13 protein-coding genes are annotated in these 11,956 nt (G+C 63.4%); 6 read left to right on the top strand and 7 right to left on the bottom strand.

Going from position 1 to position 11,956, the window contains the following annotated elements; all coding sequences use genetic code 11:
* From BMF35_RS04105 to BMF35_RS04095, 3 genes are read left to right on the top strand one after another with little or no spacing between them, the layout of a single operon-like run.
* Window positions 1-2,184: a phage tail protein gene (locus tag BMF35_RS04105; protein ID WP_047007021.1), complete on the top strand. Its 2,184-nt coding sequence runs from the start codon at window positions 1-3 to the stop codon at window positions 2,182-2,184.
* A gap of 9 nt (window positions 2,185-2,193) precedes the next feature.
* A complete protein-coding gene (locus tag BMF35_RS04100) occupies window positions 2,194-2,652 on the top strand; it encodes a DUF2793 domain-containing protein (protein WP_047007020.1) in 459 nt (152 codons plus the stop codon).
* 55 nt (window positions 2,653-2,707) lie between these two features.
* Entirely contained in the window at window positions 2,708-3,238 is a 531-nt protein-coding gene (locus BMF35_RS04095) for a superoxide dismutase family protein (RefSeq protein WP_047007604.1), read from the top strand.
* Here the strand turns inward: BMF35_RS04095 and queC are convergent.
* From queC to BMF35_RS13965, 6 genes are all read right to left on the bottom strand, one after another.
* Window positions 3,235-3,933, bottom strand: a complete 699-nt coding sequence (gene queC, locus BMF35_RS04090) for a 7-cyano-7-deazaguanine synthase QueC (protein ID WP_047007019.1) — start codon at window positions 3,931-3,933, stop codon at window positions 3,235-3,237. The genes BMF35_RS04095 and queC overlap by 4 nt on opposite strands.
* A gap of 39 nt (window positions 3,934-3,972) precedes the next feature.
* Window positions 3,973-4,383: a DUF3617 domain-containing protein gene (locus BMF35_RS04085; RefSeq protein ID WP_335622568.1), complete on the bottom strand. Its 411-nt coding sequence runs from the start codon at window positions 4,381-4,383 to the stop codon at window positions 3,973-3,975.
* An 83-nt stretch (window positions 4,384-4,466) separates the two neighbouring features.
* Window positions 4,467-5,363 (bottom strand): Hsp33 family molecular chaperone HslO, encoded by an 897-nt coding sequence (gene hslO / locus BMF35_RS04080; protein WP_047007602.1) that lies wholly within the window; start codon window positions 5,361-5,363, stop codon window positions 4,467-4,469.
* 39 nt (window positions 5,364-5,402) lie between these two features.
* The gene (gene argF / locus BMF35_RS04075; protein ID WP_047007018.1) at window positions 5,403-6,362 is read right to left on the bottom strand and encodes an ornithine carbamoyltransferase; all 960 of its coding nucleotides are present in this window, start codon (window positions 6,360-6,362) and stop codon (window positions 5,403-5,405) included.
* Entirely contained in the window at window positions 6,362-7,552 is a 1,191-nt protein-coding gene (locus tag BMF35_RS04070; RefSeq protein ID WP_047007017.1) for an aspartate aminotransferase family protein, read from the bottom strand. Before BMF35_RS04070 ends, argF begins: the two co-directional genes overlap by 1 nt.
* A 136-nt stretch (window positions 7,553-7,688) precedes the next feature.
* Entirely contained in the window at window positions 7,689-8,486 is a 798-nt protein-coding gene (locus BMF35_RS13965) for a cold-shock protein (RefSeq protein WP_047007601.1), read from the bottom strand.
* Between the two features lie 154 nt (window positions 8,487-8,640).
* Here BMF35_RS13965 and BMF35_RS04060 point away from each other — a divergent pair, with 154 nt between their 5' ends.
* From BMF35_RS04060 to BMF35_RS04050, 3 genes are read left to right on the top strand one after another with little or no spacing between them, the layout of a single operon-like run.
* Entirely contained in the window at window positions 8,641-9,186 is a 546-nt protein-coding gene (locus tag BMF35_RS04060) for a protein tyrosine phosphatase family protein (protein WP_335622567.1), read from the top strand.
* Window positions 9,187-9,189: 3 nt separating this feature from the next.
* Complete coding sequence (locus tag BMF35_RS04055) at window positions 9,190-9,570, top strand: hypothetical protein (protein WP_047007016.1); 381 nt, start codon at window positions 9,190-9,192, stop codon at window positions 9,568-9,570.
* A 23-nt stretch (window positions 9,571-9,593) separates the two neighbouring features.
* Complete coding sequence (locus BMF35_RS04050) at window positions 9,594-10,478, top strand: sterol desaturase family protein (protein ID WP_047007015.1); 885 nt, start codon at window positions 9,594-9,596, stop codon at window positions 10,476-10,478.
* 127 nt (window positions 10,479-10,605) lie between these two features.
* On the opposite strand, the gene BMF35_RS04045 is transcribed toward BMF35_RS04050, so the two are convergent.
* Window positions 10,606-11,955, bottom strand: coding sequence for an ammonium transporter (locus BMF35_RS04045; RefSeq protein ID WP_052766060.1), 1,350 nt, complete (start codon window positions 11,953-11,955; stop codon window positions 10,606-10,608).
* Between the last annotated feature and the right edge of the window lies 1 nt (window position 11,956).

The raw sequence follows: 11,956 nt of genomic DNA, 5'->3' as shown, positions 1-11,956 counted from the left end.
ATGGCAACTATCGTTTTATCCGCGGTCGGCACAGCCATCGGCGGACCGATCGGCTCTACCATCGGCGCGATGATCGGCAGCCAGATCGACCAGATGATCTTCGGCCCCGGCGATCGCGAGGGACCGCGTCTGGAAGAACTGGCTGTCACCACTTCAAGCTACGGGGCTGCTTTGCCGCGCCACTTCGGCACCATGCGCGCTGCCGGCTCGATCATCTGGGCGACCGACCTGGTCGAGAGCAGCGAGGATGTAGGCGGCGGCAAGGGTCAGCCCTCGACGACCACCTACAGCTATTCCAGCAGCTTTGCCGTGGCGCTGGCCAGTCGTCCGATCCGTTCCGTGCGCCGCATCTGGGCCGATGGCAATTTGCTGCGCGGCGCAGCAGGTGACCTGAAGGTCGGCGGTGAACTGCGGGTCTATCATGGGACCGGAGACCAGTTGCCCGATCCATTACTGGCATCGGCGGAAGGCGCGCGGTGCCCCGCCTATCGCGGGCTTGCCTATTGCGTCTTCGAAGACCTCCAGCTGGGCGACTACGGCAATCGCATTCCCGCTCTGACATTCGAAATCGTCGCCGACGATGGCGAGGTATCGCTCGCCGACATGGCGGCGCCCGCCGATACCCCGCAAGCGATTGCGCGAGACCTACCGTCGCTGGAAGGGTTCACCGATGGCGGAGGGCCGCTTCGCGACACGCTTGGTGCGATAGGTCAGGCGTATCCTTTCATGTGCGACACAAGCCGGTCGCGTCTCGACCTGTTCGATGGCAACCCAGAGAGCGACCCCGTTGCGACTTTACCGGTTGCTGTCGTGGACCCCTCGCCAGACGCATTTGGCGGCAGCAAGGGCCTTTCACGGCGGCAGCGCGCGGACGCGATGCGCGTGCCGACTGGCATGCGATATTACGATGTCGAGCGTGATTTCCAGCCAGGGCTACAGCGCGCCGGCGGACAGGCGCGCAAGGGCCGCAGCCGTATTCTCGAATTTCCCGGCGCTCTGGCAGCGAGGACGGCACGCGAACTTGCCGATGGCGCGGCGCAACGTGCCAGCTGGTCGCAGGAAATGCTCGCCTATCGCGTCGCGGAAATCGATCCTGCCCTTACGCCGGGCCGCTTGGTCACCGTTCCGGGCCATCACGGCAAATGGCGTATCGAGGCGTGGGAATGGCGTGACACGGGTCTGGAGCTGGAGCTCATCCGCCTTCCCCATCGGAAGGGTGTTCCCGCCACCACGGATGCGGGACGCTCGCTCACCCCGCGCGATGAGGTTCCCGGAGAAACCCTGCTCATGGCTTTTGAACTGCCCTGGGATGGCACCGCTTCCAGCGATGTCCGCCAGATCTTCGCCGCCCCCTCTTCGGCAACGAGTGGATGGACCGGCGCAACGCTTTACGCCGAGAGCGGCGGCAGTCTGGTGCCGATCGGCGGAACGGGCACACGGCGCAGCATTATCGGTCACGCCGAAAGCGCGCTCGCCCCGGGCAGTGCGGCCTTCATTGATCGCCAAGCGAGTGTCGAAGTGCAACTCGGCTCGGCCGATTTTCTCCTGTCCTCGGTGACTGCCGAGGATATTGCCGACGGTGCGAACCGCGCTCTTCTGGGTGACGAAATTATCCAGTTCTGCGCTGCCGAACCGCTTGGCATTGGCCGTTGGCGGCTGCGCGGCCTTCTGCGGGGGCGCGGCGGGACGGAACATCTAGCGCAGCAGGCCGTGCCCGCTGGTGCGAATTTCGTGCTTCTCGATGGCAAGCCGCTCGTGCTCGACCCGGCGAAAATCGGCAGCAGCACCTCGGTTGCAGCGATCGGCCTGGCCGACAGCGCTGCGGTCAGTGCCGAGATCGCCGGGCTTGGCTCCACCAGACGCCCGCTTGCGCCGGTCCGCCTCATGTGCGTGATACGGGCGGATGGGGGCTGGACATTGTGCTGGACACGCCGTTCGCGCGGCAGCTGGACCTGGGATGGCGTGGTCGATGTGCCGCTCAACGAGCAGAGCGAGCTCTATGAGATTGGCATCGGCGATCCGGACCAGCCGGACATGGCGTGGCAAAGCCCATTGCCCGAGCTTCAGCTCGCCCCGACCGAAGTGAGCAAACTCCAGACCGACCATGCAGGCAAAGCATTGTGGGTCCGCCAAATCGGCAGCCACGCGCGCTCACCGGCTTCCCTTTTTACCGATATCGCCTGAGGAGATCCCATGTCGGACGCATATACCTTCACGAGCAAAACGCCGCGCTTCGGCCTGCCGAACCTGTTCAGCGGCCAAGCGCAGAAAGAAATCACGGTCAATGAAGCACTCGCCCGCCTGGATGCGCTGCTGCATATGCGCGTGCTTGGTGTATCGAATGGCCCGCCTACCAATCCGGAAGAGGGCGATAGCTGGATCGTCGATAGCCAGCCCACAGGCGCTTGGTCCGGACATCCCGATGTGATGGCACACTATCAAAGCGGCACCTGGCTGTTCACGCAGCCTCAAGAAGGCATGGTGCTCTACGACGACGATGCCGGGCAGTTCATCAATTATCGCGGCGGCTGGCAGCGCGCCGCTAATGTCTCAGCCGCTACAGGCGGTAGCGTGGAAGACGTCGAGAGCCGCGCAGCCATCGCCGCGATTATTGACGTGCTCAAGGCAGCGGCGATCATACCGCAGACCTGAGGGACACAAATGACGAGGTTCGCGTTGACGTAGCGTAATCATGAGGGAGATCATCATGCGCGCTATGAAATTCGGACTGGCCGCCATCGCCGTAACTGCCTTGTCGGCCTGTTCCACCGTCTACGAGCAAGCGGCTGACACCGTCGGAACTGCGTCTGTACTCAATCGCGCAGGCGAACAAGTCGGCGTGGCGAACCTCTACTCCCTCGCCGGAGAAGTAACGCTGTCGGTCTCCTTCACAAGCTTGCCCGCAGGCACGAGCGCAGTCCACCTCCACACCACCGGCGATTGCAGCGCGGGCGACTTCACCTCCGCCGGCGGCCACCTCAATCCCGGCGACAACCAGCATGGTACGCTCAATCCGCAAGGCGCGCATCTGGGCGACCTGCCCAATATCGAGATCGGCTCCGATGGCAGTGGTTCGATGAGCGCGATACTGCGGGGACGCAGCGCCGAAGTACTCCCGCAAATCTTCGACGGCGATGGCACAGCGCTGGTCGTTCACGAAGGGCCCGACGATTATCGCACCGATCCGGCAGGCGCTGCCGGAGCGCGTATCGCATGCGGCGTGTTCTCGGAAAGCTAGGCCCGATCCGGCGTCGCAGCGTAGCGCGTCGAATCCACCACGCCCGCCTCTGCGAGGCCCTTCCGGCGCAGCCTGCAGCTGTCGCACAGGCCGCACGCAAGGCCGTCTGCCGTCGGGTCGTAGCATGACCAGCTCCAGCTGGCATCCAAGCCCAACCGCGCGCATTCACGCGCAATCTCGGCCTTCGTCATATGCTGGAGAGGCGCGTGGATCTCGAACGGCGATCCTTCGACGCCCTGCTTCGTGCCAAGGCGCGCCGTTTCTGCGAAACTCGCAATGAATTCCGGGCGACAATCGGGATAGCCCGAATAGTCGAGCGCATTTACGCCGATGAAAATATCGCTCGATCCCGCGCTTTCGGCAAAGGCGGTCGTCAACGCGAGGAAGAGCAAGTTACGCGCAGGCACATAGGTTACAGGAATGTCGTTGCCGACGCCGGACTTGGGGACGTCGATATCGTCGGTCAGCGCCGATTTGCCGAATTGCCGCAAGTCGAGCGGCAAGGACACATGCCGCTCCACGCCGAGCTTGTCAGCGATAGCGCGCGCGGACTGCAATTCGCGAACGTGCCGCTGCCCATAATCGATCGTGAGAGCATGCAGGCGATAGCCCTGTTCCTTGGCCAGAGCTGCCGTGACCATCGAATCAAGGCCGCCGGACAGCAGGATGACGCCGATTTTCGCTAATTCAGTCATGCAAGAGGCGGTAGGTTCTCGCCCCAAGGCGGGCAAGGCTTAACAGCTACCCACGCGGCGCGCTTCGCCTTCCACGGAGAATGGCCGGCCGCCTTCGATTCCCCGACTGCGAACCTGCACAAGCCCGGCGCCCTCCCGCCGGATGGTCGTCCGCCCGTATCCATTGCCCCGACAAGTGTATTGCACGGTCACTTCGTTCGGGTCGTCCTGGACAACAAAACGCTCGCACCCCGGCTGGCGATGGCGGATCTGAATGAGTTCGCGGCCCGACCGCACGCATATCCGGGAACGCGAGCCGTCGGAACGCAGGCGCAATTCCCACTGCCCACGCTCGAGCCGGTCGAGCATGGCAAGCTCCGGCGCCTGCGCGGCAACCGGCGTCAGCGCGAGGGCCGCCGCAAGCGCAGCGCTGGCAAATCCGAGACCGAGCCGTATTCCAATCATGCCCATTCCTACCTTCTCTCCGTCCCATACCACGGCAGCGATGAGCGGCCAATTGCCCCGTATGGGCGATAAAGCGTTAACGCAGGCCCTTAGTCCTGGATCGCGAAGACCTTCGAACAGAACGCACAATCGACCATGATTATCCCGTCCTCGTCCGCCATCTCGCGCCGGTCTTCCTTCGGGAAGCGAGCCAGCACATCCTCGAAATGCGCTTCCGTGCAGCGACACCCCTTGGCGATCGCATGGCCCGGCATGATGAGCACCTTGTCTTCCTCATGATAGAGGCGCCACACGATCTCTTCCAAAGACAGATCGCGCTCGACCAACTCCTCGTGCCGCAGGCTCTCGGCCATGATCGACACATGCTCCCACTCGGGATCATCGAGCCGGACATGCAGCCTTTCCCGCCCCTCTTCGCCTTCCGGCATATGCTGGACCAGGAAGCCGGCGGCGAGCGTCTGCGCGCCGCTCGAAGAGATTGCAGTGCGTATCAGCGTCGGGATCTGCTCGCTCTGCCGGAAATAGCTTTCCACCGCAGCAGATAGCGTTGCGCCTTCCAGCGGCACGATGCCCTGATAGCGTTTGCCGGTCTTCGCGATGTCGAAAGTGATCGCAAGATGCGCCTTTCCAAACAGGCTTTCGAGCGAGGGATTGGCGCCGCTTTCGGCGAGCTTTTCGGGGTCATGGTCGACATAGCCGCGCAGCTTCCCGTCGCGGTAATCGCAGACCAGTAGCGATACGATGCCGCCTTCGCCCTGCGCCTGTACGGTGATCTGGTCGTCCTCCCCCTTCAGCAGTCCGCCCATCATTGTCGTCAGCACGAGCGCTTCGGCCAAGCAATGCTTGAGCGAAGGCGCGTAATCGTGCGCAGCCAGTATCTCATCGAGCACAGGTCCGAGGCGAACGCAGCGCCCGCGCGAATTGCGCGATGGGATCGCGAAGCCGAGCAGTTCGTCAGTGTATGTGGTGGGGGTCTTTTCCGTCATGCGCCGCATATGGGGCGCATCGCGCGGATTAAAAGCGCGCTAGCCCAGCTTCCCGAAGCACCACAGCAGGATGGATTTCTGCGCGTGGATGCGGTTCTCCGCTTCGTCGAACACCACCGATTGCGGGCCTTCGAATACATCGCTGCTGACTTCGTCGCCCACATGGGCGGGTAGGCAATGCAGGAAAATCGCATCAGGCTTCGCATGCGCCATCAGCGCGGCATCGACGCGATAGGGCTGCATCGCGGCCAGCTTTTCATCGGCATGTTCCTGCCCCATCGACACCCATGTATCGGTGACGATGACGTCTGCATCCTTCGCCGCTGCCGCCGCATCATGCGTAAGCCTAACAGTGCTGCCGGCAGCGCGCGCCATACGCACGAATTCGGCGTCCGGCGCATAGCCCTTCGGCGTTGCTACGCGCACGTTGAACTTCATCAGCGCCGCCGCCTCCAGCACGGAATGCAGCACATTATTGCCATCTCCGAACCACGCGACTTCCAGTCCCGGCAGCGCCTTGCGATGTTCGATCATCGTCAGCAGGTCGGCGACGATCTGGCAGGGATGGGAGCGGTCGGTCAGACCGTTGATCACGGGAACATGCGCGTGGGCCGCCATCTCCTCGATCTTCGTATGGTCATCGGTGCGGACCATGATGGCATCGGCCATGCGGCTGAGAACGCGCGCCGTATCGGCAATGCTTTCGCCGCGACCCAGTTGCGAAGTCGATGCATCCAGAATCAGCGCGCTTCCGCCGAGCTGGCGCATCGCGATATCGAAACTGACGCGCGTGCGGGTCGAGCTTTTTTCGAACACCATCGCCAGAACATGGCCTGCAAGAGGCTTGTCGCTATCGGGCGCGCCTTTCGGCAGGCCGCGTCGCGCGGCCTTACGCACGATGGCGTCGTCGATCATGGAGGCGATGGTTTCACCGCCCGCATCCGACAGGTCGAGGAAATTCCGGACGACCGGCGCAAGATCGAGCGCGTCATCCGCCATCAGGCGGCTTCCGGCACCTTGAAGGATGCGGCACCGGCGGACAGTTTTTCGAAGAACTCGTCCATCTCTGCATCGCCGATAACCAACGGCGGCAAAACGCGCAGCGTGTGATCGCCCGCTGCGACCATCAGCAGCTCGTGATTGTCACGCAGGTGCACCATGAACGGTCTCGGCTCGACCTTCATGCGGATGCCAAGCATCAGGCCCATTCCGCGCACGCTCTCGAACAGGTCGGGATAATTTCCGATGAACTGCTCGATGCGGCTGCGCAGGCGCTCTCCCTTGGCCCGCACCTCTTCCAGAAATTCCGGATTGGCGACGGCATCCATCACGGCATTGCCCGCCGCCATGGCGAGCGGGTTGCCGCCGTAAGTGGACCCATGCGTGCCGAAGACCATGCCCCGCGCCGCCTTTTCAGTCGCGAGGCAAGCGCCCATCGGGAAGCCACCGCCCAGACCCTTGGCACTGGCGAGGATATCGGGCTCAATGCCGTAATTCTCGTACGCGAAAAGCTTGCCGGTGCGCGCCACGCCGCATTGCACCTCGTCCAGGGCCAGCATCAGGTCATGCTCGTCGGCCAATTCGCGCAGGCCCTTCATGAAGCCTTCGCTCGCCGGACGGATACCGCCCTCACCTTGGATAGGTTCGACCAGAAAGCCTGCGGTATGCGGACCGATGGCCGCTTTCGCGCCTTCCAGATCGTCGAACTCAACATATGTGAAACCAGGCAGCAGCGGGTTGAACCCCTTGTGCATCTTTTCCTGATTGGACGCGCTGATCGTCGCCATCGTGCGGCCATGGAAGGCGTTCTTGAAAGTGATGATCTCGAAGCGTTCTTCATTGCCTTCGTGCTGGTGGTAGGCGCGCGCCGTCTTGATCGCGCATTCCACCGACTCCGCGCCCGAATTGGTGAAGAACACCGTGTCGGCAAATGTGTGATCCACCAGCTTCTGTGCCAGCGCCTCGCCCTGCGGACTGCCATAGAGGTTGGAGACGTGCATCAGGCGCGACGCCTGGTCCTGGATTGCCGAAATCAGCCCCTTGTGGCTGTGGCCCAGCAGGTTCACCGCGATGCCCGACGCAAAGTCGAGATAGCGCGTGCCGTTCTCGTCGATCAGGTGACAATGATCGCCCTCCACCGGGCGGACGCCGCAGCGCGGATAGACGGGCATGAGCGGTGTGATGGTCATGAAAGGGCTCCTCTCCCAATCCCTCAAAACAAAAGCGGCCCCGCCAAGGGCCGCGCCAGACTGGCCTTAGGGCAGGCCTCTATGCATAGTGGCGCGGCCGGTCAAACGCATGACCGGCCGCCACCGCACTGTATCCTCAGCCCTGGACAGGCACCAGGTTGACGGCCGAGTGCTTGCCACGGCGATCGACTTCCAGATCGAATTCGAACCGGTCGCCTTCGGCAATGCCGGGAAGGCCCGAACGCTCCACCGCGCTGATATGGACGAAAGCATCTTCCTTGCCGTCGTCGCGCGTGATGAAGCCGAAGCCCTTCATGGAATTGAAGAACTTGACGGTGCCCACGGCTTTCTCACCGGTCAGCTCGCGCTGCGGAGCACGCGCCGGTGCCTCGATAACGTCGCCGACGACCTGGATGTCGGCTGCAGAGATCTTTCCGCCGCGATCGACGAGGTTGAATTGCAGCTCCTGCCCTTCGGCGAGGCCTTCCAGCCCGGCACGTTCGACTTGGCTGATATGCACGAAAACGTCCTCGCCGCCCTCATCGCGCTGGATGAAGCCGAAGCCTTTCTGGGCGTTGAAGAACTTTACCTTGCCCTGGCCGGTACCGACGACCTGTGCCGGCATGCCGCTGCCACCACCGCCGCGCGGTCCGCCGCGGTCGCCGCCGCCAAAACCGCCACCGCGATTGCCGCCACCGCCGCCATAGCCGCCACGGTTTCCGCCGCCGTAGCCGCCACCGCTGCCACCGCCGCGATCGTCGTTGAAGCGACCACCGCCGCCACCGCCGCCATATCCGCCGCGGTCATTGCCGCCATCGCGCCAGCCGCCGCCATCGCCGGGAGGGGAACCGTCCATAAAGGGATCGAACCCTTCTTCACCGATATTGTCTCGCTTGTCGCGACCCCGACCTCGACGTCCTCGATCATAACCCATGTATTCGAACAACCTTCAATCCCGCCCTGAACCTTGCCGCCGGCGACGCGAGCGAATTACCCGCCGACAGGGAGATTTGGGTGGACCCCAGCGCTCCAGGTTGCGGTATATAACGGGGAATTGTTCGAGACGCGAACATTTTAAGATGACAGCGATGTTACGCTTCGAATGTTATGTGCCCGCGCGGCGGCTATTGTGGAATGGCGGCACTTGCCGCATTGTCTCCATCGTTCTTCTCATCATGGAGGTTTCTGCCGAAATGGCCGACTTTCGCCGCCTGACAGATCGCATTTCGGTCAGCCCGCAAATCACCCCGCAAGAGGTGGCGGAAGCTGCCGCGCAAGGCTTCGCGCTCATCGTCAACAACCGTCCCGATGGCGAGGAGACCGGCCAGCCGAGCGGCGAATCGGTGGAGGCCGCCGCGCGCGCGCACGGACTGCGCTACATCGCCATACCGGTGGGGCACGAAGGCTTGGGCGAGGACCAGATTACCGCGATGAAAGACGCGCTGGCAGATGCAGAGGGCAAGACGCTCGCCTTCTGCCGTTCGGGCACGCGTTCGACCTATCTGTGGGCTCTGGCCGAAGCGGCCCGTGGCGAGAAACCGGCCTTGCTGCGCGCGCATGCGGTTGACGCCGGTTATGATCTTTCGCCCATAGCGCCCACGCTCGACGTTATCGCCACACGCGCCCACGGCTGAGGCATGAGCGGCGAGCTTTGGCAGTTCGCCGGATCGCTGGCAGCAGTCCTCGCGCTGGTGGCGCTCACCTGGTTTTTGGGCTTTCGCAGCGAGGCGCGGCTGGAATGCGAAGAGGAAGCGCGCGAGCTTATCCGGCTGGCACCCGGTGGTTTCACTCATGTCAGGATCGCGGTGGATCGAGATGGCGGCGGTGCCATCGCCCGCGACGATGCCGGACGCTTGCTGGTGCTGGTGGCTCATGGCAACCAGTTCGTTGCCCGGCTGCTGTCTGCCGAAGCCAGCCTGCATGCCGATGGCGATCTGCTGACCGTCAGCGACAGCGGCCTGCCTGCACGCAAGCTCTCCCTCGACCTCGGCACCCAAGCGTCAGACTGGACCGGTTAAGCCCCCACCCGTATTGAGCGGGCATGGACTTCGATCCGGTCGCCTATGCCATACCCGTCTTTATCGCGCTGATCCTTGCAGAATTGCTCTGGTCGCGGCGGGGCGGTGCGCGCTCTGCCTATGAGTGGCGCGATACCGGCACGTCGCTCGCCATCGGCCTGGGCAGTACGGTTGCGGGCGCGCTCACCGGCGGGGCGGTGGTCAGCATGCTGGTGGCAGTGCACGACCTCTCGCCGCTTGCCATCGGCTGGGCGTGGTGGGCCTGGCCACTCTGCTTCGTGCTGGACGATCTGGCCTATTACTGGTTCCACCGCTGCGCGCACCGCGTGCGCTGGTTCTGGGCGAGCCATGTAAACCATCATTCCAGCCAGCATTACAATCTCTCCACCGCGCTGCGGCAAAGCTGGACGGGCTTTTTCGCTCTCAGCTTCATCTTCCGCCTGCCGCTGGCCGCCATCGGGTTCGAGCCGGGCATGATCCTCATCTGCGGCGGCATCAATCTCGTCTACCAGTTCTGGATCCATACCGAGGCGGTAAAGCGCATGCCGCGCTGGTTCGAGGCGGTGATGAACACGCCCTCGCACCACCGCGTGCATCATGCCGTCAATGCGCGCTATCTCGACCGGAACTATGCCGGCACCTTCATCGTGTGGGACAAGCTGTTCGGCACCTTCGCTGCCGAGGATGACGCGGACCGCATCCGCTATGGCATCGTCAGCCAGCTGGGCACGTTCAATGTGCTCTACGCCGTGTTCCACGAATGGATCGGCATTGCCCGCGACGTGTGGCGCGCGCCGTGGCGGCACAAGCTCTCCTACCTGCTGCGCGAACCGGGCTGGAGCCATGATGGCAGCCGCGAGACATCGGACATGATCCGGCAGCGCTGGGAGCGCGAGCAGGCTGACTGATCTCCAGCAAAAAAGGGGCCGGAGCACGAAGCCCCGGCCCATCTGAGTTGTGCGTTCGCAGGAGGAACGAGTGTTGGCGAGGCGAGCGAGAGAGGAGAGAGAGCCCGCCCCGCCAATCTGGTGACGCTCAGCCGGTGCGAGCGAAGTCGGGATAGGCTTCCACGCCGGTTTCGTGGACATCGAGACCGGCGATCTCGATCTCTTCCGACGGACGGACGCCGATGGTGTATTTGAGCGCGAGCCACACCACCGCCGATGCGGCGCACACCCACACCATCGTCAGCAACACGCCGACCAGCTGGCCGAGGAAGGTGACGCCGGAATCGGGCGCTGCGGTCAGCGCGACAACGAGCGTGCCCCAGATACCCGCAAACAGGTGGACGGGAATTGCGCCCACCACATCGTCGATCTTCAGCCTGTCGAGCAGCGGCACGGTGAACACCACGATTACGCCGCCGATTGCGCCAATCAGGATGGACTGGCCCACGCTGGGCGCCAGCGGCTCTGCCGTGATGGCAACCAAGCCGGCCAGCGCGCCGTTTAGCGCCATGGTGACGTCGGCCTTCTTGTAGCGCAGCTGTGTCAGGATGATCGTCGCCACCACGCCGCCGCACGCGGCCATATTGGTGTTGACGAAAATCTTCGACACATCCGATACATCGCCCACCGTGCCCATGGCCAGCTGCGATGCGCCGTTGAAGCCGAACCAGCCCAGCCACAGGATGAAGGTGCCCAGCGTAGCGAGCGGGATATTGGTGCCGGGGAAGACATTCACCTGCCCGTTCGGCCCGTAGCGGCCAAGGCGCGGCCCGATAATCAGCGCACCGACCAGCGCAGCCCATCCGCCGGTCGAGTGGACGAGGGTGGACCCTGCAAAGTCGGAGAAATCGTGCACGCTATCGAGATAGCCGCCGCCCCATTCCCAGCTGACTACGACCGGGTAGATGACAGCTGTCAGCACGGTCACGAAGATGAAGAAGGGCACGATCTTGATCCGCTCTGCGACAGTGCCCGACACGATGGAGGCGGTGGTGGCGCAGAACACCATCTGGAAGAACCAGTCGGACGCGACCGAATAGCCGGTTTCCAGGTCGGCCTCTCCCACGCCCTGCATGCCGTAAGTCGTGCCGCCAATGCCGAACAGGCCGAGGCTGTTTTCAGCAAAATTGGGATAGGCGATGTTGTAGCCGATCACCCAGAACATCAGGCCGGCTATGGAATAGAGGCCGATATTCTTGAGGCACTGCGTGCTGGTATTCTTGGCGCGGACAAGCCCCGCTTCTAGCATGGCGAAACCCGCCGCCATCCACATCACCAGGAAGCCGCCGATCAGGAAAAGCAGCGTGTTGAAGATATAGGCCGTGCCGCCGCCGACCGCATCGCTCGCGGCTTCGGCAGCAGGAGCGGCGAGGGCAGGCTGCGACATTGCGAGGCTGGCAGCCAGCGCAGCGCCGATCTTGAGGATAGCATTTCTCATC

Source organism: Aurantiacibacter gangjinensis, assembly GCF_001886695.1.
Lineage (GTDB): Bacteria > Pseudomonadota > Alphaproteobacteria > Sphingomonadales > Sphingomonadaceae > Alteraurantiacibacter > Alteraurantiacibacter gangjinensis.
This window is presented reverse-complemented; position numbering and strand designations above follow the sequence as displayed.

What these genes read in the sequence shown, in the direction of transcription:
- BMF35_RS04050 (WP_047007015.1), top strand. Translation starts at nt 9,594, where the DNA reads ATGGACTTCGATCCGGTCGCCTATGCCATACCCGTCTTTATCGCGCTG.
- hslO (WP_047007602.1), bottom strand. Translation starts at nt 5,363, where the DNA reads ATGACGGAAAAGACCCCCACCACATACACTGACGAACTGCTCGGCTTC.
- BMF35_RS04085 (WP_335622568.1), bottom strand. Translation starts at nt 4,383, where the DNA reads ATGGGCATGATTGGAATACGGCTCGGTCTCGGATTTGCCAGCGCTGCG.
- BMF35_RS13965 (WP_047007601.1), bottom strand. Translation starts at nt 8,486, where the DNA reads ATGGGTTATGATCGAGGACGTCGAGGTCGGGGTCGCGACAAGCGAGAC.
- BMF35_RS04055 (WP_047007016.1), top strand. Translation starts at nt 9,190, where the DNA reads ATGAGCGGCGAGCTTTGGCAGTTCGCCGGATCGCTGGCAGCAGTCCTC.
- BMF35_RS04070 (WP_047007017.1), bottom strand. Translation starts at nt 7,552, where the DNA reads ATGACCATCACACCGCTCATGCCCGTCTATCCGCGCTGCGGCGTCCGC.
- BMF35_RS04060 (WP_335622567.1), top strand. Translation starts at nt 8,641, where the DNA reads ATGTTACGCTTCGAATGTTATGTGCCCGCGCGGCGGCTATTGTGGAAT.
- BMF35_RS04105 (WP_047007021.1), top strand. Translation starts at nt 1, where the DNA reads ATGGCAACTATCGTTTTATCCGCGGTCGGCACAGCCATCGGCGGACCG.
- BMF35_RS04045 (WP_052766060.1), bottom strand. Translation starts at nt 11,955, where the DNA reads ATGAGAAATGCTATCCTCAAGATCGGCGCTGCGCTGGCTGCCAGCCTC.
- BMF35_RS04095 (WP_047007604.1), top strand. Translation starts at nt 2,708, where the DNA reads ATGCGCGCTATGAAATTCGGACTGGCCGCCATCGCCGTAACTGCCTTG.
- queC (WP_047007019.1), bottom strand. Translation starts at nt 3,933, where the DNA reads ATGACTGAATTAGCGAAAATCGGCGTCATCCTGCTGTCCGGCGGCCTT.
- BMF35_RS04100 (WP_047007020.1), top strand. Translation starts at nt 2,194, where the DNA reads ATGTCGGACGCATATACCTTCACGAGCAAAACGCCGCGCTTCGGCCTG.
- argF (WP_047007018.1), bottom strand. Translation starts at nt 6,362, where the DNA reads ATGGCGGATGACGCGCTCGATCTTGCGCCGGTCGTCCGGAATTTCCTC.